The sequence below is a fragment of the Pseudomonas sp. J452 genome, assembly GCF_024666525.1.
GTDB lineage: Bacteria > Pseudomonadota > Gammaproteobacteria > Pseudomonadales > Pseudomonadaceae > Aquipseudomonas.
In genome coordinates, this window is sequence record NZ_CP088294.1 from 424,667 (window position 1) to 448,686 (window position 24,020).

The 24,020-nt window shown below is 66.4% G+C and carries 22 protein-coding genes and 1 riboswitch; of the genes, 17 read left to right on the forward strand and 5 right to left on the reverse strand.

From position 1 onward, the window contains the following. Position 1: 1 nt before the first annotated feature. Positions 2-1,750 (reverse strand): ThiF family adenylyltransferase, encoded by a 1,749-nt coding sequence (locus LRS11_RS01950; RefSeq protein WP_260495303.1) that lies wholly within the window; start codon positions 1,748-1,750, stop codon positions 2-4. A 239-nt stretch (positions 1,751-1,989) separates the two neighbouring features. Next, the gene (locus LRS11_RS01955; RefSeq protein WP_260495304.1) at positions 1,990-2,868 is read right to left on the reverse strand and encodes a PAS domain-containing protein; all 879 of its coding nucleotides are present in this window, start codon (positions 2,866-2,868) and stop codon (positions 1,990-1,992) included. 266 nt (positions 2,869-3,134) lie between these two features. On the opposite strand from LRS11_RS01955, the gene LRS11_RS01960 reads away from it, so the two are divergent. The 17 genes from LRS11_RS01960 (at position 3,135) to LRS11_RS02040 (ending at position 22,049) form a co-directional block, all read left to right on the forward strand. Continuing rightward, positions 3,135-3,734 carry an NUDIX domain-containing protein gene (locus LRS11_RS01960; protein ID WP_260495305.1) on the forward strand — a complete coding sequence of 200 codons (600 nt, stop codon included), beginning with the start codon at positions 3,135-3,137 and terminating at the stop codon, positions 3,732-3,734. Next, complete coding sequence (locus LRS11_RS01965) at positions 3,725-4,177, forward strand: DUF1249 domain-containing protein (RefSeq protein WP_182834455.1); 453 nt, start codon at positions 3,725-3,727, stop codon at positions 4,175-4,177. The genes LRS11_RS01960 and LRS11_RS01965 overlap by 10 nt, the downstream gene beginning before the upstream one ends. Positions 4,178-4,378: 201 nt before the next feature. Further along, complete coding sequence (gene cpdA / locus LRS11_RS01970) at positions 4,379-5,194, forward strand: 3',5'-cyclic-AMP phosphodiesterase (RefSeq protein WP_260495306.1); 816 nt, start codon at positions 4,379-4,381, stop codon at positions 5,192-5,194. Positions 5,195-5,376: 182 nt separating this feature from the next. Then, positions 5,377-5,982, forward strand: a complete 606-nt coding sequence (locus tag LRS11_RS01975) for a YqiA/YcfP family alpha/beta fold hydrolase (protein WP_260495307.1) — start codon at positions 5,377-5,379, stop codon at positions 5,980-5,982. Between the two features lie 329 nt (positions 5,983-6,311). Next, entirely contained in the window at positions 6,312-8,207 is a 1,896-nt protein-coding gene (parE, locus tag LRS11_RS01980; protein WP_260495308.1) for a DNA topoisomerase IV subunit B, read from the forward strand. 2 nt (positions 8,208-8,209) lie between these two features. Continuing rightward, entirely contained in the window at positions 8,210-9,193 is a 984-nt protein-coding gene (locus LRS11_RS01985) for an esterase-like activity of phytase family protein (protein WP_409519797.1), read from the forward strand. After that, positions 9,190-9,720: a TIGR02281 family clan AA aspartic protease gene (locus LRS11_RS01990; protein ID WP_260495309.1), complete on the forward strand. Its 531-nt coding sequence runs from the start codon at positions 9,190-9,192 to the stop codon at positions 9,718-9,720. The genes LRS11_RS01985 and LRS11_RS01990 overlap by 4 nt, the downstream gene beginning before the upstream one ends. Before the next feature lie 13 nt (positions 9,721-9,733). Further along, on the forward strand, positions 9,734-11,995 hold the full coding sequence (parC, locus tag LRS11_RS01995) for a DNA topoisomerase IV subunit A (RefSeq protein ID WP_260495310.1): 2,262 nt from the start codon (positions 9,734-9,736) through the stop codon (positions 11,993-11,995). Between the two features lie 158 nt (positions 11,996-12,153). Next, positions 12,154-13,278 carry an ABC transporter permease gene (locus LRS11_RS02000; RefSeq protein WP_260495311.1) on the forward strand — a complete coding sequence of 375 codons (1,125 nt, stop codon included), beginning with the start codon at positions 12,154-12,156 and terminating at the stop codon, positions 13,276-13,278. A gap of 1 nt (position 13,279) precedes the next feature. Then, positions 13,280-14,050 carry an ABC transporter ATP-binding protein gene (locus LRS11_RS02005; RefSeq protein ID WP_260495312.1) on the forward strand — a complete coding sequence of 257 codons (771 nt, stop codon included), beginning with the start codon at positions 13,280-13,282 and terminating at the stop codon, positions 14,048-14,050. After that, positions 14,047-14,997, forward strand: coding sequence for an MlaD family protein (locus LRS11_RS02010; protein WP_260495313.1), 951 nt, complete (start codon positions 14,047-14,049; stop codon positions 14,995-14,997). The genes LRS11_RS02005 and LRS11_RS02010 overlap by 4 nt, the downstream gene beginning before the upstream one ends. Then, complete coding sequence (locus tag LRS11_RS02015) at positions 14,994-15,596, forward strand: membrane integrity-associated transporter subunit PqiC (RefSeq protein ID WP_260495314.1); 603 nt, start codon at positions 14,994-14,996, stop codon at positions 15,594-15,596. The genes LRS11_RS02010 and LRS11_RS02015 overlap by 4 nt, the downstream gene beginning before the upstream one ends. Before the next feature lie 114 nt (positions 15,597-15,710). Beyond that, positions 15,711-16,412, forward strand: coding sequence for a membrane integrity-associated transporter subunit PqiC (locus LRS11_RS02020; protein WP_260495315.1), 702 nt, complete (start codon positions 15,711-15,713; stop codon positions 16,410-16,412). A 78-nt stretch (positions 16,413-16,490) separates the two neighbouring features. Then, on the forward strand, positions 16,491-16,733 hold the full coding sequence (locus tag LRS11_RS02025; protein ID WP_173203240.1) for an exodeoxyribonuclease VII small subunit: 243 nt from the start codon (positions 16,491-16,493) through the stop codon (positions 16,731-16,733). Next, entirely contained in the window at positions 16,730-17,617 is an 888-nt protein-coding gene (gene ispA, locus LRS11_RS02030; protein ID WP_260495316.1) for a (2E,6E)-farnesyl diphosphate synthase, read from the forward strand. Before LRS11_RS02025 ends, ispA begins: the two co-directional genes overlap by 4 nt. 138 nt (positions 17,618-17,755) lie before the next feature. After that, positions 17,756-19,648: a 1-deoxy-D-xylulose-5-phosphate synthase gene (gene dxs / locus LRS11_RS02035; RefSeq protein ID WP_260495317.1), complete on the forward strand. Its 1,893-nt coding sequence runs from the start codon at positions 17,756-17,758 to the stop codon at positions 19,646-19,648. A 216-nt stretch (positions 19,649-19,864) separates the two neighbouring features. Beyond that, positions 19,865-20,083, forward strand: a riboswitch (cobalamin riboswitch). Between the two features lie 88 nt (positions 20,084-20,171). Then, entirely contained in the window at positions 20,172-22,049 is a 1,878-nt protein-coding gene (locus LRS11_RS02040; RefSeq protein ID WP_260495318.1) for a TonB-dependent receptor domain-containing protein, read from the forward strand. A gap of 132 nt (positions 22,050-22,181) precedes the next feature. On the opposite strand, the gene LRS11_RS02045 is transcribed toward LRS11_RS02040, so the two are convergent. The 3 genes from LRS11_RS02045 to ribA are packed head-to-tail and all read right to left on the reverse strand — an operon-like array spanning position 22,182 to position 24,006. Continuing rightward, positions 22,182-22,979: a cobalamin-binding protein gene (locus LRS11_RS02045; RefSeq protein ID WP_260495319.1), complete on the reverse strand. Its 798-nt coding sequence runs from the start codon at positions 22,977-22,979 to the stop codon at positions 22,182-22,184. Further along, positions 22,979-23,398 carry an MFS transporter gene (locus tag LRS11_RS02050; protein WP_260495320.1) on the reverse strand — a complete coding sequence of 140 codons (420 nt, stop codon included), beginning with the start codon at positions 23,396-23,398 and terminating at the stop codon, positions 22,979-22,981. The genes LRS11_RS02045 and LRS11_RS02050 overlap by 1 nt, the downstream gene beginning before the upstream one ends. Next, complete coding sequence (gene ribA, locus LRS11_RS02055; RefSeq protein WP_173203225.1) at positions 23,395-24,006, reverse strand: GTP cyclohydrolase II; 612 nt, start codon at positions 24,004-24,006, stop codon at positions 23,395-23,397. Before ribA ends, LRS11_RS02050 begins: the two co-directional genes overlap by 4 nt. Between the last annotated feature and the right edge of the window lie 14 nt (positions 24,007-24,020).

A 24,020-nucleotide genomic window follows, 5' to 3' on the forward strand; every position in this document is an offset into this window, starting at 1 on the left:
TTCATGCTCCTGTGTGCAGAGGGGTCTGCTGCTTGGCGGCGCGCAGCTGGGAAAGGAATTCGTCGCCTTCGAGTTCGATCAGCGCCTCGATCTGTGCCACCCGCTCGTGGTCGATGGCGTCCAGACGCAGCCAGAAGGGGTGCACCTCGCGGCCCTGATAGCGGTTGGCGTAGAGATGCTCGGCCGGGATGCTGGCGTCGCGTGCCGGCATCACCTGCGGGCGGAAGCCGAAGAAACCGAGGTTGCGCAGGGTGACCTGGCGCTCACCGTCACCAACCATCGCGACCACGCCGCTGTCGGCCTTGCACAGCAGGCGGCCGTAGGCGCTTAGCAGCAGCATGCCGGCCTTGGCCTCCAGCAGCGGATCGCCGATCTGCGCCTTGGTCACCCGACCGATCTCGCGCACCTGCTCCACCGGCAGCTCCTGCAGCTCGGTGATCTGTGCATAGAGGTCACGACCGAAGGCGGTCTCTACGCCAAAGGCCGGGCGCTGCGCGTCGTCGAAGCGCTTGCCGCGGGCAATCGGCGCCTTGAGCGTGGAATAGGCCAGCAACTGCTGGTCGCTCTCGCGCACCAGGACGATGTGCACGTCCTCCTGCGCCAGGTGCTCCAGCGGCTCGGCGTGCAGCTGGCGGCTGGAAGCCACCTGCGGGTTGATGAAGCCGACCTTGGCGTAGTGGACAAAGGCGAAACGCAGCAGCTGGCGGGTCAGGTTGTTATCCAGCTGGTAGTTGGGAATCGCGTAAGTGGCGATGCCGGCGCGGCGGTCGATGCAGAACTGCTGGTAGCTGCGCAGGCCGCCCAGCAGCGGCGCCTGGTAGTGCTTCACCGAACGCTCGAGGAAGAACGCATCGGGCCGCTCCGGCGGTAGCTGGCGCCACTGTGCCAGGGCCTGACGGCCCTGCTCCAGCAGGCGCTGGTGTTCGCGCTCGGCCTGGGCATCGCGGCGCCGGGTCAGTTCCCAGACGTCGACATAGATGGCCTCACGTACCGCGCGGCCATTGAGCAGATCGATGATCAACGCGGTGGCCAGGGTGCCGAACAGGTGGGCGGCGATGCCCAGCTGCGAGGTGTAGTCCTTGCCGGCCAGATGGCGATCCAGCTCGGCGTACATATCCAGCGGCACGCACTCCACCGGGATCAGATAGGAACAGGCCTGCATCGGATCGAGGGTGGCCACCTGCTCGGCGCTCAGCTGGTTATCCAGCACCGCCAGGTCCGGATTGCGGTAGTCGAACACCGGGATGTACTGCGCGGCGGCCATGTCGTAACCACAGACAACCGGTTTGTACTGACGCTGACAGACGCGGTGCAGCAGGTACTTCATTTCCAGGCCGGAGCGGCCGGTGACATCGATGGCGTCCACCACCACGTCGGCTTGGGCGACCATGGCTTCGACGTTGTCCGGCGTCACGCCGTGGCCGTGCAGCTCCAGCTTGATGTAGGGATTGATCTGGCGTACGCGCTCGGCAAATACCTCGACCTTGGTCCGGCCGATATCGCTGACCACCATGTTCTGCCGGTTGGCGTTGTTCAGCTCATAGCTGCCGTTGTCGGCCAGGATCAGGTGCTCGGCACCGCTACGCACCAGCAGCTCGATCACGCTGCCGCCGGTGGAGCCGCAACCGGCGATGAGGATCACCGCCTCGCGCAGGCCACACTGCTCGTCCGTGCTGATGAACCCGGCGTTACGCAGGGTAAGTTCGCGATAAAACTGATCGTGATCCAGGGGGGGGAGTGGGTGACTCATCGTGGCGTCCTGCGGAGTAAGGGAGGCGGGCATCCTATGCAGCGCTTTAATGGCACAACAAGGAGCAAAAAGCCTCCGCTGCCATTAACGACAAACACGACTAACTATATGTTTTTATTGATATTTTTATCTGTGATCACAGATGTTAGAGGTGCACAAACGACAACCGCCCCGAAATGGGGCGGTTTGTCATGCAATCGTCATCGAAAAAAGTGCTCGCGGAGGCTCTAGGACCTGCCCTAGCCCACGAGTTTGTGCAGATTATCCGGCACCGTGGTCAGCTCCCAGAGGAAGCTGTCGAGCTTGAAGGTGGACGTGCGGATTTTTTCCTCGATGTCGTGCAGCTCACGACAGACTTCCTGGTAGCGCTGTTCGCGGCGCACGGCGGCCAGGGCCTCGCTGATCCGTTCCGGCTGCGCGCCGATGTATTCGCGCACGCGTTTGCCGCCCTTCTGCGGGCGCACCAGGTAGAGGTAGCGCTGCTGGTGCCAGTAGGGCGTGGCGGCGATGCGCGGCGAGTCCTGCAGGGCCTCGAACTCGGCCAGCAGGTTCATGCGCAAGGATTTGAGGCTGTCGAGCTGCTCGGAGATACGCCAGACCTTCTGCCCCAGGCTCTCCTGGTCGCCGAGCTTGTCGGCATGGCTCTCGCGGTGGGAGATGTCGGTGATGGTCAGCAGGCTGCCGCGGTCGCGGCCGTCGACGCTGGGAATCGGCGCCGCGCTCATCTGCACCCAGCGCACCTGGCCGTCGCTGGCCTGGATACGCATGGGATAGCGCTCCGCCGACGGGCCCTGGCGGCGCTGCATCAGCACCACTTCCACCAGGTCGGCGGAGATGACCTGGGCCAACGGCCGGCCCAGAGCCTCGGCCGGCGAGTAGCCGAGGAAGTGCTGCATGAAGGGGTTCATGTAGGTGATGCGGCCGGAAGGGTCGAGGACCACCAGGCCCTCCTGGGCCTGCTCTACCAGGTTCTGGTAGCAGCGGGTGTCGCCAGTGCTGTAGCAACTGGCCACCTGCAACTGCGGCTCGGCGCCGAATTCGGCGTCGGTATAAGCCACCGGGATATCCGTGTCCGGATCGTATTGCCGGAGCAGATCGATCAGCTCTGCAGCGCGCATTCCCTACCTCCCCGTTGAAATCGATACCGACGGCCGCGAGTATACTCAGCGGCAGTCCATGAAAAAGTCTGCTATTTCCGATAATTGCTGAACAGCACGGCATATCGACGTCACACTAACTTGCTTGAATGGCCTGCAGGCGACAGCACTGGGCCGTAGCGTCAACCCTTGCCAAAGCGCGGTTGCCGCGCGCACATTCACCAGTAGCCCGCCGCTGGCGGCTGGATTTTCTGCAGGGCCGGGGCCCTGCCACGAGGGGGAATTGCATGTCACATGCCGATGTCGAGGTGCTCCAGCGCGAGACCTGCTTCAAGGGCTTCTATCGCCTGGACCGCCTGCATCTGCGCCACCGCCAGTTCGCCGGCGGCATGGGCCCGCAGCTCAGCCGCGAGCTGTTCGTGCGCCACGACGCCGTCTGCGTGCTGCCCTACGACCCGCAGCGCGACAGCGTGGTGCTGATCGAGCAGTTCCGCGTCGGCGCCATGGACAAGAGCGCCAACCCCTGGCTGCTGGAGCTGGTGGCCGGGCTGATCGACAAGGACGAGGAGCCGGAAGAGGTGGCCCGCCGCGAAGCCATCGAGGAAGCTGACCTGACCCTCGGCGCGCTGTGGCCGATCACCACCTACTACCCTTCCCCCGGCGGCTCCGACGAGCGCGTCTACCTGTATGTCGGCCGCTGCGACAGCCAGGGCGCCGGCGGCGTGCATGGCCTGGCCGAGGAAGGCGAAGACATCCGCGTGCATGTCTGGCCGCTGGAAGATGCCCTGCAGGCGGTCAAGGACGGGCGCATCAACAACGCCGCCAGCATCATCGCCCTGCAATGGCTGGCGCTGAACCGCGCGGAAGTGCGGGGGCTGTGGTCATGAACCTGCTGCGTGAGCGTTACCGGGTCGACCTGGTCGAACTGCAAGCCGCTTGCGAAGCCAACTATGCGCGCCTGCTGCGCCTGCTGCCGGACATGCGTGCGGCGCAGGGCGAGCGCCGCGTGGCCCTGAGCCAGGGCGACCAGTTGCTCGGCGTGCTGGTGCTGCAGGTGCTGGAAGCCTGCCCCTACACCACCACCCTGCAGGTGCGCCAGGAACACAGCCTGCCGTGGCTGCCGGTGCCCAAGCTGGAAGTACGGGTCTACCACGACGCGCGCATGGCCGAGGTGGTCAGCGCGGAAAACGCCCGGCGCTTTCGCAGCATCTACAGCTACCCGAATGCCGCCATGCACCAGCCGGACGAGAAGACCCAGCTCAACCTGTTCCTCGGCGAATGGCTCAGCCACTGCATGGCCTGTGGCCATGAACTGGCCAGCGTGCGCTGAGAGCCGACCTACGATCGCCTGGCCGTCGGCCAACGCACCGCCGCACACCGATCAATTTCTAGCCAGACACCCCCGAACACCCCGGCTTTCGCCGCAGAAACGCCCGGCAAACGTGGCAAATGTGACCCGTTCACGTTTGCCGGGTTTACCGAATCGCATTTCAGCCACCATAATCCTGAGAACCTGTTCAGGAGTCGCACCTTGTCGCGCCCCGCTACCCTTGCCCATGACCCCTCGGTGCTGATCGTTCAGCTCTCCGACAGTCATCTGTTTGCCGAAGAAGACGGCAAGCTGCTTGGCATGAACACCTGCGACAGCCTGCAGCGGGTGATCGAGCGCGCACGCGAAGAACAGCCGCACATCGACCTGATGCTGGCCTCCGGCGATCTGTCGCAGGATGGTTCGCTGGCGTCCTACCAGCGCTTTCGCGAGCTGACCGATCCGGTTGCGGCAAAGGCCCGCTGGTTCGCCGGCAACCACGATGAGCTGCCGAGCATGCGCGCCGCCTGCAAAGACAGCGATCGACTGGAGCCGATCCTCGACCTCGGCAACTGGCGCATCACCCTGCTCGACTCCTCGATTCCCGGTGCCGTGCCCGGCTTCCTCGGCGACGACCAGCTCGAACTGCTGGAGCAATCGCTCAACGCCGCGCCCGAACGCCACCACCTGGTGTGCTTCCACCATCACCCGGTTTCCATCGGCTGCAACTGGATGGAGCCGATCGGCTTGCGCAACCCGGATGCCCTGTTTGCCGTGCTGGCCAAGGCGCCGCAGGTCAAGGCCATCCTCTGGGGGCATATCCACCAGGAATTCGACCAGCAGCGTGACGGCGTGCGCCTGCTCGCCTCACCGTCCACCTGCGTGCAGTTCGCCCCCGGCAGCGAGGAATTCCAGGTCGACACCACGGCACCCGGTTACCGCTGGCTGCGCCTGCATGCCGACGGCCGGCTGGAGACCGGCGTGTCGCGGGTCACCGGCATCCAGTTCGTCGTCGACTACAGCGTCAAGGGCTATTGAGCCTGTAGGAGCCAGCTTGCTGGCGATCAACGAGCTATCCGTTGCATCTATGTGGCAGGTTAACCAGGAGGCCGCCAGCAAGCTTGCTCCTACGAAGAGCACCTGATCAGGCCGCTCCCTCGTCCAAACCATGTCTGTCAACGGTTGCAGCCTGCCGCCCCCGCTTGTAGCCTCCCCTCCCCATGACCAGCATCCTTTATATCCACGGCCTCAACAGCTCACCGGCCTCGACCAAGGCCAGCCAGCTGCTGCGGGTTGCCGAACACGGCGGGATCGCCCAGCACCTGCGCGTACCGGCCCTGCACCACCACCCGCGCCAGGCCATGGCCCAGCTGCAGGCGGCCATCGCCGAACTGGGCCGGCCGCTGCTGGTGGGCAGTTCGCTGGGCGGCTACTACGCCACCTACCTGGCTCAGCAGCATGACCTGAGCGCCCTGCTGATCAACCCGGCGGTACGCCCGCACCGGCTGTTCGGTGGCAAAGAAGTCGAGCAGACCAATCATTACAGCGGCGAAACCTGGCTGTTGACCCACGACCATGTGCAAGCCCTGGCCGAGCTGGAAGTGCCGCCCCCGCAGGACGCCCAACGCTATCGCGTGTGGCTGCAGACCGCCGACGAGACCCTCGACTACCGCCAGGCCGAGGATTACTACCAGGGCTGCAGCCTGGATATCCAGGAAGGCGGCGACCACAGCTACCAGGGTTTTGCCGGCCGCCTGCCGGAAATCCTCGAACTGGCTGGCTTCGACCGCTCAATCTGGCAAGATTTCGACTTTTCCACCCTTTGAGCCCGCCGGGCTGCCAACGCGCAGCCCGTCTAGCGCCCAGATCAACTGACGACAAGAGACCCCATGGCCCAGCAGACAGCTTGCACTCATACCCTTTTCTCCCTCGCGACGGAGGCCATTTCGCTACGGAGCAAGGAAGGAGGAGTGAGGTTTGGTGCGCCAAATGAACGACGACTGACACTGCGCCGTAGCGAAATGGCACCGTCCCTTCGGGTTGCGCCAGAAATTTCGCCATGCGGCGTTGCGGGACTTGCCAAGGGGATGCCATTGCCAGCGTCCCGCGCCTTGCCTGGCGAAATTTCTGACTGCAACGCGGGGGAGAAAAGGGTATGAGTGCAAGCTCTTACAACGCCGATGCCATCGAAGTCCTCTCCGGCCTCGACCCGGTGCGCAAGCGCCCGGGCATGTACACCGACACCTCGCGGCCCAACCACCTGGCCCAGGAAGTCATCGACAACAGCGTCGACGAGGCCCTCGCCGGCCACGCCAAATCGATCCAGGTGATCCTCCACGAGGACAACTCCCTGGAAGTGCTCGACGACGGCCGCGGCATGCCGGTGGACATCCACCCGGAAGAAGGCGTGCCCGGCGTCGAACTGATCCTCACCAAGCTGCACGCCGGCGGCAAGTTCTCCAACAAGAACTACCAGTTCTCCGGCGGCCTGCACGGCGTCGGCATCTCGGTGGTCAACGCGCTGTCGACCCAGGTGATCGTCACCGTCAAGCGCGACGGCAACGAGTACCAGATGAGCTTCGCCGACGGCTTCAAGGCCAGCGACCTGGCCGTGGTCGGCACGGTGGGCAAGCGCAACACCGGCACCAGCGTGCACTTCTGGCCAGACGCCAAGTACTTCGACTCGCACAAGTTCTCGGTCAGCCGCCTCAAGCACGTACTGAAAGCCAAGGCCGTGCTCTGCCCCGGCCTGGCCGTCAGTTTCGAGGACAAGGCCAGCGGCGAAAAAGTCGAATGGCTGTATGAAGACGGCCTGCGTTCCTACCTGGTGGATGCCGTCAGTGAATTCCAGCGCCTGCCCGAGGAGCCCTTCGTCGGCAGCCTGGCAGGCAATAAAGAGGCGGTGGACTGGGCCCTGCTGTGGCTGCCGGAAGGCGGCGACGCGGTGCAGGAAAGCTACGTCAACCTGATCCCCACCGCCCAGGGCGGCACCCACGTCAACGGCCTGCGCCAGGGCCTGCTGGATGCCATGCGCGAGTTCTGCGAGTTCCGCAACCTGCTGCCACGCGGGGTCAAGCTGGCCCCGGAAGATATCTGGGAGCGCATCGCCTTCGTCCTCTCGATGAAGATGCAGGATGCACAGTTTTCCGGGCAGACCAAGGAACGCCTGTCCTCGCGCGAAGCCTCAGCCTTCGTCTCCGGCGTGGTCAAGGATGCCTTCAGCCTGTGGCTCAACGGCCACCCCGAGCTCGGCCAGCAGCTCGCCGAGCTGGCCATCAGCAACGCCAACCGCCGCCTCAAGGCCGGCAAGAAGGTCGAGCGCAAGAAGATCACCCAGGGCCCGGCACTGCCCGGCAAGCTGGCCGACTGTGCAGGGCAGGACCCGATGCGCTCCGAGCTGTTCCTGGTCGAAGGGGATTCCGCCGGCGGCTCGGCCAAGCAGGCGCGCGACAAGGAGTTCCAGGCGATCCTGCCGCTGCGCGGCAAGATCCTCAACACCTGGGAAGTCGACGGCGGCGAAGTGCTGGCCAGTCAGGAAGTGCACAACATCGCCGTGGCCATCGGCGTCGACCCGGGTTCGGCCGATCTTGGCGAACTGCGCTACGGCAAGGTGTGCATCCTCGCCGACGCCGACTCCGACGGCCTGCACATCGCCACCCTGATCTGCGCGCTGTTCGTCCGCCACTTCCGCCCGCTGGTGGATGCCGGCCACGTCTACGTCGCCATGCCGCCGCTGTACCGCATCGACCTGGGCAAGGAGATCTTCTACGCCCTGGATGACGCCGAGCGCGACGGCATCCTCGATCGCCTGGTCGCCGAGAAACGCCGCGGCAAGCCGCAGGTCACCCGCTTCAAGGGTCTCGGCGAGATGAACCCGCCGCAGCTGCGCGAAACCACCATGGACCCCAACACCCGCCGCCTGGTGCAGCTGACCCTGGAAGACTTCGAGGGCACGATCGAGATCATGGACATGCTGCTGGCGAAGAAACGCGCCGGCGATCGCAAGAGCTGGCTGGAGTCGAAAGGCAACCTGGCCGAGGTTCTGGCGTGAGATTGAGCAGCGCCCTGCTCGGTCTGCTGCTGAGCGCCTCGCTCAGCGCAGCCGACGCGCCTGCAGTGGGCGAGCTCGAACTGCTCGCCGAGCATCCGCTGCAAGGCATGGACGGCGGCCATCTGTCCGGCCTGGCCCGCTGCGGCGACGAGTGGCTGGTGGTCTCCGACCGCGAGGACGACCGGCTATATCGCCTGCAGGTGCAAAGCGATGCCTGGCAAGCTCAGGCCGAAACCTTCAGCGCCCCGCCACCGCCCGCCAGCGGCCTGCCCTGGGGCCTGCGCGCACGCACCTGGGCGACCGGCCTGCTGCGCGGCGGCAACCTGGATTTCGAAAGCCTGACCTGCGACAGCGCCGGCAACCGCTACCTGCTCAGCGAAGCCCATGCCAGCGTGTTGCAGATCAGCCCGAGCGGCAGCGCCGACTGGCTCAAGCTGCCCACCACCCTGGTCCGTCAGGCCCGCGCCAGTGGCATGCTGCTGCACCACAACGCCCTGTTCGAAGGCCTCGCCATCGAGCCCAACGGCGAGCGTCTGTGGCTGGCCGCCGAACGTGAGCGCCGCGGCCTGTTGGTCCTGCACCGGCTGAATGGCAGCTGGCGCTGCACCGGCGGCTGCGTGCTGCTCAGCGAAGCAGGGCAACAGCCTTCGCTGGTCGAGCCGGACAGCGGCGCAACACAGCCCGTCGACTTCAGCGACCTGCAACTGTTCAACGGCAAGCTGTTCAGCCTGGAACGCGGCGCCCACCGCATCTGCCGGCGCAATCCCAATGATGGGCTGCTGGAGAAATGCTGGTCGTTCGCCGCCGCGGCCCTGACCGAGGCGCGCCGCTATCCGCAACCCTATGGCGCCGCCGAAGCCCTGTGGCTGGACGAAAGTAGCGCCTGGATCGGCCTGGACAACGATGGCCAGGCCCGCGGCGATGGCGAAAGCCGGCCCCTGCTCTGGCAGTTTGCCGCGCCCAAAGATGGCTGGAGCGCGCCATGAGCGAAGAGCGACCAGCCGGCCAGCGCGCCGGGCGTATCATGCTGATCTTCGCCTGGATCTTCGCCCTGGCGCTGGCCACCTACTGGTTCGGCAACTGGGAAGACCAGCGCGCCAATCCCAACCGCGCCCCGCAGTCACTGCATGGCGATGGCTATATCGAAGTGCGCCTGGCCAGCGGCCGTGGCGGCCACTACCTGCTGGACGGCAAGATCAACGGGCAGACCCTGACCTTCCTCCTCGACACCGGCGCCAGTGCCGTGGCGATTCCCGCCGAGCTGGCTGCCCGCTTGCAGCTGGAGCCCGGTACACCGGTGCAGATTCGCACCGCCAATGGCACGGTGACCGGCTCGCGCACGCGCCTGGCCTCGCTGCAACTGGGCGATATCCAGCTGCACGATGTGGCCGCGCTGATTACCCCCGGCATGGACGGCGACGAGGTGCTGCTCGGCATGAGCGCCCTCAAGCAACTCGAGTTTACTCAAAAGGGCGGCACCCTGGTGCTGCGCCAATCGACTTCACTGAAATGACCCTGAGGCACGCATGAGCGACTCCCTCGATTTGAGCCTGGAAGGCGTGGAACGACGTTCCCTCGCCGATTTCACCGAGCAGGCTTATCTCAACTACTCCATGTACGTGATCATGGACCGCGCCCTGCCGCACATCGGCGATGGCCTGAAGCCCGTGCAACGACGCATCGTCTATGCCATGAGCGAGCTGGGCCTGGACGCCGATTCCAAGCACAAGAAATCGGCGCGTACCGTCGGTGACGTGCTCGGCAAGTTCCACCCGCACGGCGACAGCGCCTGCTACGAGGCCATGGTGCTGATGGCCCAGCCGTTCAGCTACCGCTACACGCTGGTCGACGGCCAGGGCAACTGGGGTGCGCCGGACGATCCGAAGTCCTTCGCCGCCATGCGCTACACCGAGGCGCGCCTGTCGCGCTACTCGGAAGTGCTGCTGACCGAACTAGGCCAGGGCACCGTCGACTGGGTGCCGAACTTCGACGGCACCCTCGACGAACCGGCCACCCTGCCGGCGCGCCTGCCGAACATCCTGCTCAACGGCACCACCGGCATCGCCGTGGGCATGGCCACCGACGTGCCGCCGCACAACCTGCGTGAAGTCGCCGCCGCCTGCGTGCGCCTGCTCGACGAGCCGAGCGCCACGGTCGAGCAGCTGTGCGAACACATCCTCGGCCCGGACTTCCCCACCGAGGCGGAAGTCATCACCCCGCGCAGCGACCTGCTGAAGATCTACGAAACCGGCAAGGGCTCGGTGCGCATGCGCGCCGTGTACCGCGTCGAGGACGGCGACATCGTGGTCACCGCCCTGCCGCACCAGGTTTCCGGCGCCAAGGTGCTGGAGCAGATCGCCGCGCAGATGCAGGCCAAGAAGCTGCCGATGGTCGCCGACCTGCGCGACGAGTCGGACCACGAGCACCCGTGCCGCATCGTCATCATCCCGCGCTCCAACCGGGTGGATGCCGACGAGCTGATGCAGCACCTGTTCGCCACCACCGAGCTGGAGTCCAGCTACCGGGTCAACACCAACGTCATCGGCCTCGACGGCAAGCCGTCGGTGAAAGACCTGCGCACCCTGCTCACCGAGTGGCTGGTGTATCGCGTCGGCACCGTGCGCCGGCGCCTGCAGTTCCGCCTGGACAAGGTCGAGAAGCGCCTGCACCTGTTGGAAGGTTTGCTCACCGCCTTCCTCAACCTGGATGAAGTGATCCACATCATCCGCACCGAGGATTCGCCCAAGCCGGTGCTGATGGAGCGCTTCGGTCTCACCGAGATCCAGGCCGACTACATCCTCGACACCCGCCTGCGTCAGCTGGCGCGTCTCGAGGAAATGAAGATCCGTGGCGAGCAGGACGAGCTGGCCAAGGAACGCGCCAAACTGCTGGCCCTGCTCGGCAGCGAGACCAAGCTGAAGAAGCTGGTGCGCCAGGAAATCCTCGACGACGCCGAGAAGTACGGTGATGACCGTCGCTCGCCGATCGTCGCCCGCGCCGAAGCCAAGGCCCTCAGCGAAAACGAGCTGATGCCGACCGAACCGGTCACCGTGGTGCTCTCGGAAAAAGGCTGGGTGCGCTGCGCCAAAGGCCACGACATCGACGCCACCGGCCTGTCGTACAAGGCCGGCGACGGCTTCAAGACCGCCGCGCCGGGCCGTTCCAACCAGTTCGCCGTATTTATCGACAACACCGGGCGCAGCTACTCGCTGCCGGCGCACTCGCTGCCCTCCGCACGTGGCCAGGGCGAGCCGCTCACCGGCCGCCTGCAACCGCCACCGGGCGCCACCTTCGAGTGCGTGCTGCTACCGGACGACAACGCCCTGTACGTGATCGCCTCCGACGCCGGCTACGGCTTCGTGGTCAAGGGCGAGGACCTGCAGGCCAAGAACAAGGCCGGCAAGACCCTGCTGACCCTGCCCAACGGCGCACTGGTCGTGCCGCCCAAGCCGCTGGCCAACCGCGAGGAAGACTGGCTGGCGGCGGTGACCACCGAAGGCCGCTTACTGCTGTTCAAGGTCGCCGACCTGCCGCAACTGGGCAAAGGCAAGGGCAACAAGATCATCGGCATCCCCGGTGAGCGCGTGGCCAGCCGCGAGGAATACCTCACCGACCTGGCCGTGCTGCCCAACGGTGCCACCCTGGTATTGCAGGCTGGTAAGCGTACCCTGTCGCTCAAGCCGGACGATCTGGAGCACTACAAGGGCGAGCGCGGCCGGCGCGGCAACAAGCTGCCACGCGGCTTCCAGCGGGTCGACGCGCTGCTGGTCGAGGTACCCAACAGCTAAAAGCCTGTTTGCGATATTTCCGCCAGGCCATGGCCGGGACGTGAGCCGGTAGCCCGGACTTCAGTCCGGGGCACGTCAACCGGCTCCCGGACTGAAGTCCGGGCTACATCGCTGCCACTCAAAAGACCGTAAACAGGTTCTCTAAGAGGATCGAAGACATGGACGCCGCCACAGCCGAGCTGCGCTGGCAGGAGGACCCGCAGGGCCAGACGCACTTGTGCGTCAGCGGCCAGTGGACCCTGCACGCGCACAAGCCGGACCTGCAGGCGGTGTTCGATGCCTATTCGGCCGTAGGCGCCGAGCTGCCCGTGCGGGTCGCGGTCAGCGCCTGGGACAGCAGCCTGCTGGCCCTGCTGCGCCGCGTGCAGCGCCTGGCTGAGGAGCGTCAGCTCAGCCTGCACTGGCTGGAGCTGCCCGATGGCGTGGAACGCCTGCTGCAGATGGGCAGCGCCCACCCGATCAAGGCCGCCGCCAAAACCAGCGCCAGCGGCAATCCCCTGACCCGCATGGGCCAGGGTTTTCTCGACCTGCTGACCACCCTGGGCAACAGCTGCACCTTCCTCGGCGAAGTCTGCCTGGCTCTGCTGCGCCTGCTGCAGGGCCGCTCGCGCCTGCGCGCCGGCGATTTCTGGCTGGCCCTGCAGCAATGCGGCCCCGGTGCCTTGCCGATTGTCGCGCTGATCGCCAGCCTGGTCGGGCTGATCCTCGCCTTCGTCGGCGCAGCGCAGTTGGAGGCCTTCGGCGCCCAGCTGTACATCGCCAACATGGTGGCCATCGGCATGACCCGCGAGATGGGTGCACTGATGACCGCGGTGATCATGGCCGGGCGCACCGGCGCGGCCTACGCCGCCGAACTGGGCAGCATGCAGGCCAACGAGGAGATCGATGCCCTGAAGACCTTCGGCTTCCCGCCGCTGGACTTCCTGGTGCTGCCGCGCCTGCTGGCGCTGCTGGTGGCCATGCCGCTGCTGTGCGTGTTCGCCGACGTCCTCGGCATCCTCGGCGGCTTCATCATCGGTGCCGGGCTGTTCGACATCTCCGCCACCCAGTACCTCAACCAGAGCCTGGAGATGCTCAGCCTCACCGACTTCCTGCTCGGCATCTTCAAGAGCCTGGTGTTCGCCGTGCTAATCGGCCTGATCGGCTGTCATTACGGCCTGGCCAGCGGACGCAACGCCCAGGCCGTGGGCCAGGCCACCACCCGCGCGGTGGTCAGCATCATCGTCGCCCTGGTGGTCAGCGATGCGCTGATCACGCTGATCTGCACCCAGTTGGGGATCTGACATGAGCGAGCCCGTGCTGATCGTCGAACAGCTGGACGCCGGCTACGGCACGCGAGTGATCCAGCACGACCTCAACTTCAGCATCCAGCCTGGCGAAGTGTTCGTCATCATGGGCGGCAGCGGCTGCGGCAAGAGCACCGTGCTGCGCCACCTGATCGGCCTTCAGGCACCGCTCGCCGGGCGCGTGCTGTTCCACGGCGAGGACTTCTGGGCGCAGGACGAGGCGCGCCGCGCCGAGCTGCTGCAGCACTTCGGCGTGCTCTACCAGAACAGCGCGCTGTGGGGCTCGATGACCCTGCGCGAGAACATCTGCCTGCCGTTGGAAACCTACCGCCCCAACCTCGGCCGCGCCGAGCTGGATGAGCTGGCCGCGCTCAAGCTCAACCTGGTCGGCCTCGGTGGCTGCGACGAGCTGTACCCGGCCGAACTGTCCGGCGGCATGCGCAAACGCGCGGCGCTGGCCCGCGCCCTGGCCCTCGATCCGCAGGTGCTGTTCTTCGACGAACCCTCGGCCGGCCTCGACCCGATCAGCTCCAAGGCCCTCGATGAACTGATCCTGCAGCTGCGCGACAGCCTCGGCTCCAGTATCGTGCTGGTCACCCACGAGCTGCCGAGCATCTTCGCGGTGGCCGACACCTGCCTGTTCCTCGACGGCCAGAGCGGCACCCAGATCGCCCTCGGCGCCCCGCGTGAACTGCTGGCCAACGGCCCGCAGACAGTACAACGCTTCCTCGGACGCAACGGCACATTCCTCAAGGCGGAGGACGCATGAGCGAAACACGCAAACCCTTTCTGATCGGCAGCTTCCTGCTCGGCGGCCTGGTGCTGCTGGTGGCCGGCGCTCTGCTGCTGTCGCGGGACAGCTGGTTCAGCAAGCCCAACGAGTACGTGGTGTATTTCACCGGCGCCCTCGACGGCCTGGATGTCGGCGCCGACGTGACCTACCGCGGCGTGAAGATCGGCAGCGTGCGCGAGATCCGCCTGTCCTATGACCGCAAGCTCAAGGACGTGGTGATGCCGGTGATCATCCAGGTCGACCCGAAGAAAGCCGCCAGCCAGCGCGGTTTCGACCAGGTGGTCGAGCAGCTGATCAAGCGCGGCCTGCGCGCCCAGCTGCAGACCCCCAGCCTGCTGACCGGCAAGGCCATCGTTGCGCTGGACATGTTCCCCGAGCAGGCCGGCTACGTGTTCAGCCCCAGCGATGTCGACCTGCCCAGCATCCCCAGCGTGCCCTCGCGCATCGACCAGGCCGCCAATCTGCTGCAGGACCTGGCCAGAAGCCTGAGCGAAGTACCGCTGGGCGAGCTGATCGAGTCGGCTAACCGCACCCTGCAGGCGATCGAGAAGCTGAGCAGCTCCGATGACCTGCACCAGGGCCTGAGCAGCCTGTCCGCCACCCTGGCCAACCTCGACCGCCTGAGCCAGCGCCTGGAGCAGCAACTGCCCGGCCTGCTCGACTCGGCGCAGCGCAGCAGCGGCGAACTCAACGCCACCCTGGTGGAAATCCGCCAGGCCGCTGCCAGCACCCGGCAGACCCTGGAACAGGCCAACGGCTTGCTGCTCGATGGCCGCCAGAGCATCGGTCCGCAATCGACCCTGCAATACGAACTCGGCAACACCCTGCAGGAGCTCAGCCGGGCCAGCAAGGCCCTGCAACGCACGGCCGAGACACTGGAACAGCAACCGCAATCGCTGATCTTCGGGAAACCCCAGCCATGAGCCAACGCCTGCTGCCTTTCGTCCTCCTGCTGCTCGGCGCCTGCAGCAGCGCGCCACCCCAGCAGTTCTACCAGTTGCAGGGCAGCGCCACGCCGCCCACGCAGGGTGTCGATGGCCCGGCCGTGCTGCTCGGCCCGCTGCAGCTGGCCGACTACCTGCAACGGGAAAGCCTGATGCAGCGCCACAGCCTTCAGCGTCTCGACATCAGCGCCAGCGGCCGCTGGGCCGGCAGCCTGCAGAACGATATCGGTCAGCTGCTGCTCGCTACCCTGGCCAACGATCTGCAGAGCAGCCGCCTGGCACTCTATCCGGATCGCATCGGTTTCCCGGCGCAGGCGCAGATCATCCTGCATATCAGCCGCCTCGATTCAGGGCCGCAGCAGCCGGCGGTGCTGGAAGCTCGCTGGCGCCTGCTGGATGCCCGCGGCGAACAGCGCGCCAGCGACCTGCTGCACCTGCAGCAGGCCCACGACGGCAGCCTGGACGGCCAGGTGGCCGCACAGGGCCAGTTGGTCGAACAGCTCGGCCAGCAATTGGCCAAAGCCGTGCGCGCCCTGCCGGCAGCGCTGCTCGGCAACCCCGCTGCAGCGGCCCGCTGAGCAGCGCAGGCTGGAGTCCGGCGGCGCTTTGACGGATGATACGCGGCCGCAGGCAAACCCCTGCCCGCTCGCGTATGACTGCCGGCCGCCACCCGCGGCCCCCTGGGTGAAAAGATGACCGTGTTGCGCCTCCCCTTTGTTCTCCTGCTGACCGGCCTGCTCGGCCTGGCCGGCTGTACGGCGCATCAACCTATCCCGCTGTACCAGCTGGATGGCGGCAACCCTGGCGTACCGCAACAGACTCAGGGCCTGGCCGTGCTGCTCGGGCCGGTATCGATCGCCGACTACCTGCAGCGCGAAGCCTTCCTCCAGCGCCAGGCCGACGGCAGCCTGGTGCCCGCCGACGATGCGCGCTGGGCCGGCAGCCTGGCCGCCGATATTGACCAGCTCCTGCTGCGCCAACTGGCCGCCCGACTGGACAGCCAGCGCCTGGTGCTGGCCCCGAGCAATCCCGGTTTCAGCCCCGATGTGCAGGTGCTGCTGAGCATCAGCCGCCTGGATTCCGGCCCGCAGCACCCGGCCGTGCTGGAGGCCCAGTGGCGTCTGCTCGACCGCAGCGGCCAACTGCGCGACAGCCGCCTGCTGCGCCTGGAACAGGCCCACGCCGGTAGCCCGGCCGAGCAGGTACGGGCGCAGAGCCTGCTGCTGCAGCAACTGGTCGAGCAACTGGCCGGCGCCATCGAACCGCTGCGCAACCAGCCCACGGCGCAAAGCAAACCGGCACCAACGCCGCCAGCGCCGGTCAAACCCAAGCAGCAGCCGAAGATCCCCATGGTCGGCCCGACCCGCAGCAACACGGAAGTGCTGCGCTTCTGAGCCACCGATTTACCCAAGCTGTGCGGCTCTGCCTTTGCTAGTGTCGCGCCCGTTATAGAGCCTACGAGAACGTTAGCCATGGCCCGCAAGAAAGCCGCCGTCGATTTCGAACAATCCCTCGCCGACCTGCAGCAGTTGGTCGAGCGCCTGGAAGGTGGCGAACTGTCGCTGGAAGACTCGCTGACCGCCTTCGAACAAGGTATCGGCCTGACTCGCGACTGCCAGGCCGCCCTGGCCCAGGCCGAGCAGAAGGTACAGATCCTCCTGGAACGCGACGGCCAATTGGAGGAAGCCCCCTTCGACGCGGACGACCAGGCATGATCGCGACCTACCAGCAGCGCTGCCAGACCCGCGTCGACGCGGCCCTGGAAAGCCTTTTCGATGCCCCGCGCAGTGAACTGGCACGGCTCTACCAGGCCATGCGTTACAGCGTGGAGGGCGGTGGCAAGCGGGTACGCCCGCTATTGGTGTATGCCGCCTGCGAAGCCTTGGACGGCGATCTCGACCGCGCCGATGGCGCCGCCTGTGCGGTGGAGCTGATCCACGCCTACTCGCTGGTGCACGACGACCTGCCGGCGATGGACGACGACGACCTGCGCCGCGGCCAGCCGACCACCCACATCGCCTTCGATGAAGCCTGCGCGATTCTCGCCGGCGATGGCCTGCAGAGCCTGGCCTTCGAAGTGCTGGCCGACCCGCGCCGTAACCCGGCGGACGCCAACCTGCGCCTGTCCATGGTGCTCGGCCTGGCGCGCGCCGCCGGCCCGGCCGGGATGGTCGGTGGTCAGGCCATCGACCTCGGCTCGGTCGGCCAGCGACTCGACCAGGCGGCCCTGGAAGTCATGCACCGGCACAAGACCGGCGCACTGATCGAAGCCAGCGTGCAGCTCGGCGCCCTGGCCAGCGGCAAGGCCGACGAAGCGGTGCTGCGCTCGCTACAGGCTTACGCCCGCGCCATCGGCCTGGCGTTCCAGGTGCAGGACGACATCCTCGACGTGGAAAGCGATACCGCTACCCTGGGCAAGACCCAGGGCAAGGACGAAGCCAACCACAAGCCGACCTACCCGGCCCTGCTCGGCCTCGACGCCGCCAAGGCCTACGCCCTGGAACTGCGCGACCAGGCCCTGCACGCCCTGCGCCCGTTCGGCAGCAGCGCCGAGCCGCTGCGCGCGCTGGCCCGCTATATCGTCGAACGCCGCAGCTAAGCCACTTAACCCTAGCCCGGACAACATTCCCTGGATTGCATCCGGGCTACCGATTGCGCCGGTCGAACCTTGTTTGGGCAGTTCCCGGCGCTTCGGGTAAACTGCCGCATCTTTTGTACGCCTATAACGATCAGCCTGATGCCCACGACTTTCCACGAGATCCCCCGCGAGCGCCCTGCCACGCCCCTGCTCGACCGCGCCGAGACGCCGGTCGGCCTGCGCCGCCTGGCCGAGAGCGAGCTGGAAACCCTCGCCGACGAGCTGCGCCAGTACCTGCTGTACAGCGTGGGCCAGACCGGCGGGCACTTCGGCGCCGGCCTCGGCGTAATCGAGCTGACCATCGCCCTGCACTACATCTTCGACACCCCGGACGACCGCCTGGTGTGGGACGTCGGCCACCAGGCCTACCCGCACAAGATCCTCACCGGGCGCCGCGAGCGCATGGCTAGCCTGCGCCAGAAGGACGGCCTGGCAGCCTTCCCGCGCCGCAGCGAGAGCGAGTACGACACCTTCGGCGTCGGCCACTCCAGCACCAGCATCAGTGCGGCATTGGGCATGGCCATCGCGGCCAAGCTGCAGAACAGCCGGCGCAAATCGGTGGCCGTGATCGGCGACGGCGCGCTGACCGCCGGCATGGCTTTCGAGGCGCTTAACCACGCCTCAGACGTCAAAGCCAACATGCTGGTGATCCTCAACGACAACGACATGTCGATCTCGAAGAACGTCGGCGGCCTATCCAACTACCTGGCCAAGATCATCTCCAGCCGCACCTATTCGAGCATGCGCGAAGGCAGCAAGAAGATCCTCTCGCGCCTGCCCGGCGCCTGGGAGATCGCGCGCAAGGTCGAAGAGCACGCCAAGGGCATGCTGGTGCCCGGCACCCTGTTCGAGGAGCTGGGCTGGAACTATGTCGGCCCGATCGACGGCCACGACCTGCCCACACTCATCGCGACGCTGCGCAATATGCGCGACCTGGACGGCCCGCAGTTCCTCCATGTGGTGACCAAGAAGGGCAAGGGCTTCGCCCCGGCCGAGGTCGACCCGATCGGCTACCACGCGATCACCAAGCTGGAGCCGATCAAGGCTCCGGTTGTCGAAGCCAAGAAGCCGAGCGGGCCGAAATACTCCAGTGTGTTCGGCCAGTGGCTGTGCGACATGGCAGCGGCAGACCCGCGCCTGGTCGGCATCACCCCGGCAATGAAGGAAGGCTCCGACCTGGTGGCCTTCGCCGAGCGCTTCCCCGAGCGCTACTTCGACGTGGCCATCGCCGAGCAGCATGCGGTGACCCTGGCCGCCGGCATGGCCTGCGACGGCGTCAAGCCGGTGGTGGCGATCTACTCGACCTTCCTCCAGCGCGCCTACGACCAGCTGATTCATGACGTGGCCGTGCAGCACCTCGACGTGCTGTTCGCCATCGACCGCGCCGGCCTGGTCGGCGAAGACGGCCCGACCCACGCCGGCAGCTTCGACATCTCCTACCTGCGCTGCATCCCCGGCATGCTGGTGATGACGCCGAGCGACGAGAACGAACTGCGCCAGATGCTCACCACCGGCTACCACTTCGATGGTCCGGCGGCGGTGCGTTACCCGCGCGGTAGCGGGCCGAACACGCCGATCGACCCGGCGCTTGAGCCGCTGGCAATCGGCAAGGGCCTGGTGCGTCGGCGCGGGCAGAAAACCGCGCTGCTGGTATTCGGCGTGCAACTGGCCGAAGCGCTCAAGGTCGGCGAGACGCTGGACGCCACGGTGGTCGACATGCGCTTCGTCAAACCGCTGGACGAAGCCCTGGTGCGCGAACTGGCGGCCAGCCATGAACTGCTGGTGACCATCGAGGAGAACGCCATCATGGGTGGCGCAGGCTCGGCGGTCAGCGAATTCCTCGCCCAGCAAGGCCTGCTCAAGCCCGTGCTGCACCTGGGTCTGCCAGACAGCTACGTGGAGCACGCCAAGCCGGCGCAGATGCTCGCCGAATGCGGCTTGGACGAAGCCGGCATCGAAGCGGCCGTGCGCGCCCGCCTGGCCCAGCTCTAAGCACAGGGCCGGCGAGCGGGTTTCACCCGCCCGACTCTGTAGGAGCCAGCTTGCTGGCGAGCGCAGACCATCCGCCCTAACCGACGCATCCGCAGCCCGATGATCGCCAGCAAGCTGGCTCCTACAGGCGAGTTGGCGATTTACTTGAGCGGCGCTCATGTCGCCGCGAATCGAGCCCGCTTGTTTTTCATACAGCCACGCACTAAGGTGCGCGGCGTTTTTCATTTCCGCCACGGTGCGCCGCTGCTCTCAGCACGGCGTTAAACGGGAAGCCGGTGCGCTCCATCGAGGAGCCATCCCGGCGCTGCCCCCGCAACGGTAATCGACGGCAGGTTGCCACCTGCACGCTGACCATAAAAGCCACTGGAGTCATCCGGGAAGGCGGATCAGCGCGAGTCGAGAGCCCGGAGACCGGCCTTGGCGGATCGACTGGTGTTGCGGAGGGCATCACCGTCAAGCGCTGGCTACGGCCAGAGCTTGTCCTGCCCTTCTCAAAAGTCTGCCGACCTTTGAGGATTTATCGATGAAGTTGTCCCGCCTTTCCATTGCCGTGGCCCTGCTGCCTTGCACCCCGGTCTACGCCGCATCCAGCCAGGATGATGCGCTGAAGCTGTCGGAAACCCTGATCAGCGCCAACCGCGACGTGCAGCAACGCAGCGCCAGCAGCGCCGCCAGCACGGTGTTCACCCGCGCCGATATCGAGCGCCTGCAACCATCCTCGGTGACCGAGCTGCTCCAACGCGTGCCCGGCGTCCAGGTCACCGACAACGGCAGCGGCAGCCTGGCCAGCCTGTATATCCGCGGCACCAAGTCGGCGCAGAGCCTGGTTCTGGTAGACGGCATGCGCATAGGCTCGGCCAGCTCCGGCGACAGCAATCTGCAGCACCTCAATATCGAGCAGATCGAGCGCATCGAAGTGCTGCGCGGGCCGCGTTCGGCCATGTACGGTGCCGATGCCATCGGCGGCGTGGTGCAGATCTTCACCCGCCGCAGCAGCGGTGAAGGGTTCAAGCCATTCGTGCGCGTGGGCTATGGCAGCCGGGGTACCTGGCAGCGCAGCGCCGGCATTTCCGGTGGCGATGAGGCCACGCGCTTCAGCCTGGCCGGCAGCCTCGACGAGACCAACGGCATCGACCGTACCGGCACCTCCTACGAAGCCGATCAGGATCACGACGCCTACCGCAACAAGGCCTTCAGCCTGAGCCTCAGCCACAGTTTCAGCGACAACCTGGAAGCGGGCGTCAGCGTCCTCGACCAGCGCGGCCGCACCGAGTTCGACAACCCCTTCGGCCGCTTCGACATGACCACCTTCGAATCGGTGGAACAGGACCCGTACAGCGACTTCACCGTCAGCAGCGTCTCCAGCTACTTTGACGCCCAGCTCAACGACAGCTGGAACAGCCGCCTGGAAGTCGGCCACAGCGAGAACCGCGAAGAGAGCCTGGATAAACTCAGCGACGAGCGCGGCGTGTTCAACACCTACCGCGACTCGGTCAACTGGCTGAACACCCTGAGCCTGAGCGACAGCCACAGCCTGATGCTCGGTGCCGACTGGTACCAAGACCAGCTCAACAGCAACACCGCCTTCGCCGAGCAACAGCGCTGGAACCAGGCCGCCTTCATCCAGCACCGCTACGACGGCGAGCACTTTTCCACCGAACTGGGCCTGCGCCACGACAAGAACGAGCAGTTCGGCAGCGAAAACACCTGGAGCGGCGCCCTGACCCTGCCGCTCGACGAGCGCAACGACCTGATCGCCTCCTACAGCGAAGGCTTCCGCGCACCGACCTTCAACGACCTGTACTACCCGGACTACAGCAACCCGAACCTCCAGCCGGAACACTCCAAGAGTGTCGAGCTGCAGTGGCGCAGCCAACTGGCCGCCACCACCCGCCTGGAGGCCTCGGTCTACCGCACCGACATCGAAGATGCGATCGCCAACGACCAGGACTTCATCCCGCAGAACATCGCCAAGGCGCGCATCCATGGTTTCGAGGCCGCGCTGCAGCAGGAACTGTTCGGCTGGCAGGGCCAGCTGGGCGTGGCCTTCGTCGATCCGCGCGACCGCGACAGCGGCCACACCCTCAACCGCCGCGCGCGGCGCACCCTGAGCCTGGATCTGGATCGCAGCTTCGGCGATGTCGCCATCGGCGCCAGCTGGCAGGCCGTGAGCAGCAGCTACGACGACCCGGACAACCAGTACCAGCTGGCCGGTTATGGCCTGCTGGCCCTGCGCAGCAGCTGGCAGGCCACCCCCGAGCTGAAGCTGGAAGCCAAGCTGGATAACCTGCTGGACAAGGATTACAGCCGCTCGCTGTACGAGCATGAGGGTGAGCGCTACAGCTACAGCCAGGAAGGCCGCAGCGCCCTGATCGGCTTCGTCTGGACGCCGGAGCTGTAACGCAGCAGAGCCATATAGGGACGTCGCGCCGAGCAACGCTCGTCGGGCTTCGCCGCTACGCGCCAATCCAGCCTGGGCTAGAACGTAGGGCGGGTGCAACCCGCGTTGCCGATGACGCGGGCTACACCCGCTCTACCGTGCCTGGGCCAGCAACTCGCAAAGCTTCTCGGTGGCCGCCAGCATCTGAAAGCTGGGCCGTTCCAAGCCTTTGTCCGGCACCGCCCAGAGCTGCTGGCGACGGGTTGCCCTGAGTTGCGGCCAGGCCTGCCAGCTCTGCAGCTCGGCCACGCTGCCGGCGAGAATCACCGCCGGATCGCGTTGCAGCACCGCCTCGACGCTGACCTGCGGCGCCGCCAGTTGCAGCTCGGCGAAGACATTCTCGGCGCCGCACAGGCGCAGGGCATCGCTGATGATCTGGCCACCGCCGACGGTGTACAGCGGCTGGTGCCAGACCTGGTAGAACACCGGCAACGGCGGCTCGCGGCGATAGGTCTGGCGCAGGCGCTGCAGGCCGGCGCGGAAACGCTCGGCCAGCTCACGACCCTGGCGCTCGCGGCCGATGCGTGCACCGACTGCGGCGAACTGCTCGGCCAGCTCCTGCAAGTCATGCGGTTCGCCGATATGCAGGGGGATGCCGGTGCGGCGCAGTTGTTCGCGCTGGCTGGGCGTCACGCTGTCCGGCCAGAGCAGGATCAGATCGGGCTTGAGGCTGAGCAGGGTTTCCAGCTCCACTTGCTGGTAGCGCCCCAGTGAAGGCAGGCCAACCAGGGCCGGCGGGCGCTCGCCGGCATCCAGCACCCCGACCAGCAAGTCGGCCGCATCCAGTTCGAGCATGATCTCGGTCATCGACGGCGCCAGGCTGACCACCCGCTCCACCGCCGCCAGCGGCAAGGCACAGGCGAGCAGGCAGGCGCCGAGCAGCAGTCGCATCAGGCCAGCTGGCGAGGAATGCGGTACAGGCAGAGCAGCACCACGCTGCTCAGGGCGAGGAGGAACAGCGCTACCGCATGCAGGCCGGTGAACTGCGCCGCAGCGGCGATCCAGGCGGGAAGACCGGCAGCGAGAAAGGCCAGGCGCCGGCGCCGTGCCAGCTCGACCCAGGCCGCCGGCTCATCGGCGCTATCCAGCGCCTGCTGGGTGGCGATCAGCGCGCGCTTGTAGGCGGAGAACAGCGGCAAGGTGATGAACAGGGAAATCATCGCGGCAATGAACAGCGGCATTTCCAGCAGCGCCAGCACCGGCGGCTGGCCACCGAAGAAGAAGCCGAGGAGCAGCAGCGGCGCCAGAGTCAGGGCGAGCTGGCGCCACCATTCGCTGGCCAGCCGGCGGCGCACTTCGGCGCGCGTCACTCGGCCTCTTCCTGGTGCTGCAAGCCGAGCATATGGCCGAGCTTGCCGGCCTTGGTCGTCAGGTACTTGCGGTTGTGCACGTTGAGGCCGATTTCCAGCGGATGGCGCTCGGCCACGCGTACGCCGAAGCCTTCCAGGGCTTTGACCTTGCGCGGGTTATTGGTCATCAGCTTGATCGCGCTGATGCCCAGATGATCGAGCATCGGTTGGCAGATCGAATAGTCGCGCTGGTCGGCGGCGAAGCCCAGCCGCTCGTTGGCCTCGACCGTATCGGCGCCCGCATCCTGCAGCTCGTAGGCGCGGATCTTGTTCAGCAGGCCAATGCCACGGCCCTCCTGGCGCAGGTACAGGAGCACGCCGCGACCCTCTTTGGCGATGGCGCGCAAGGCCGCTTCGAGCTGGGCGCCGCAGTCGCAGCGCTGGCTGAACAGAGCATCGCCGGTCAGGCACTCGGAGTGCAGGCGACCCAGCACGGGAGCGCCATCGTTCACCTGGCCAAGGGTCAGGGCGACGTGCTCCTTGCCGGTCTCCTCATCGAGGAAACCGTGCATGGTGAAAGTCGCGAAAGGCGTGGGCAGCTGGGAGGCGGCGACGAAGACAACGGACACCGGGTGCTCCTGTT

Excerpts from the sequence above, each read along its gene's own strand:
- LRS11_RS02045 (WP_260495319.1), bottom strand. The coding sequence starts at position 22,979 with ATGCGACTGCTGCTCGGCGCCTGCCTGCTCGCCTGTGCCTTGCCGCTG.
- parE (WP_260495308.1), top strand. The coding sequence starts at position 6,312 with ATGAGTGCAAGCTCTTACAACGCCGATGCCATCGAAGTCCTCTCCGGC.
- LRS11_RS01990 (WP_260495309.1), top strand. The coding sequence starts at position 9,190 with ATGAGCGAAGAGCGACCAGCCGGCCAGCGCGCCGGGCGTATCATGCTG.
- LRS11_RS01975 (WP_260495307.1), top strand. The coding sequence starts at position 5,377 with ATGACCAGCATCCTTTATATCCACGGCCTCAACAGCTCACCGGCCTCG.
- LRS11_RS02020 (WP_260495315.1), top strand. The coding sequence starts at position 15,711 with ATGACCGTGTTGCGCCTCCCCTTTGTTCTCCTGCTGACCGGCCTGCTC.
- LRS11_RS01960 (WP_260495305.1), top strand. The coding sequence starts at position 3,135 with ATGTCACATGCCGATGTCGAGGTGCTCCAGCGCGAGACCTGCTTCAAG.
- LRS11_RS02040 (WP_260495318.1), top strand. The coding sequence starts at position 20,172 with ATGAAGTTGTCCCGCCTTTCCATTGCCGTGGCCCTGCTGCCTTGCACC.
- LRS11_RS02010 (WP_260495313.1), top strand. The coding sequence starts at position 14,047 with ATGAGCGAAACACGCAAACCCTTTCTGATCGGCAGCTTCCTGCTCGGC.
- LRS11_RS02015 (WP_260495314.1), top strand. The coding sequence starts at position 14,994 with ATGAGCCAACGCCTGCTGCCTTTCGTCCTCCTGCTGCTCGGCGCCTGC.
- LRS11_RS01950 (WP_260495303.1), bottom strand. The coding sequence starts at position 1,750 with ATGAGTCACCCACTCCCCCCCCTGGATCACGATCAGTTTTATCGCGAA.
- ispA (WP_260495316.1), top strand. The coding sequence starts at position 16,730 with ATGATCGCGACCTACCAGCAGCGCTGCCAGACCCGCGTCGACGCGGCC.
- parC (WP_260495310.1), top strand. The coding sequence starts at position 9,734 with ATGAGCGACTCCCTCGATTTGAGCCTGGAAGGCGTGGAACGACGTTCC.
- LRS11_RS02005 (WP_260495312.1), top strand. The coding sequence starts at position 13,280 with ATGAGCGAGCCCGTGCTGATCGTCGAACAGCTGGACGCCGGCTACGGC.
- LRS11_RS02025 (WP_173203240.1), top strand. The coding sequence starts at position 16,491 with ATGGCCCGCAAGAAAGCCGCCGTCGATTTCGAACAATCCCTCGCCGAC.
- LRS11_RS02000 (WP_260495311.1), top strand. The coding sequence starts at position 12,154 with ATGGACGCCGCCACAGCCGAGCTGCGCTGGCAGGAGGACCCGCAGGGC.
- dxs (WP_260495317.1), top strand. The coding sequence starts at position 17,756 with ATGCCCACGACTTTCCACGAGATCCCCCGCGAGCGCCCTGCCACGCCC.
- LRS11_RS01955 (WP_260495304.1), bottom strand. The coding sequence starts at position 2,868 with ATGCGCGCTGCAGAGCTGATCGATCTGCTCCGGCAATACGATCCGGAC.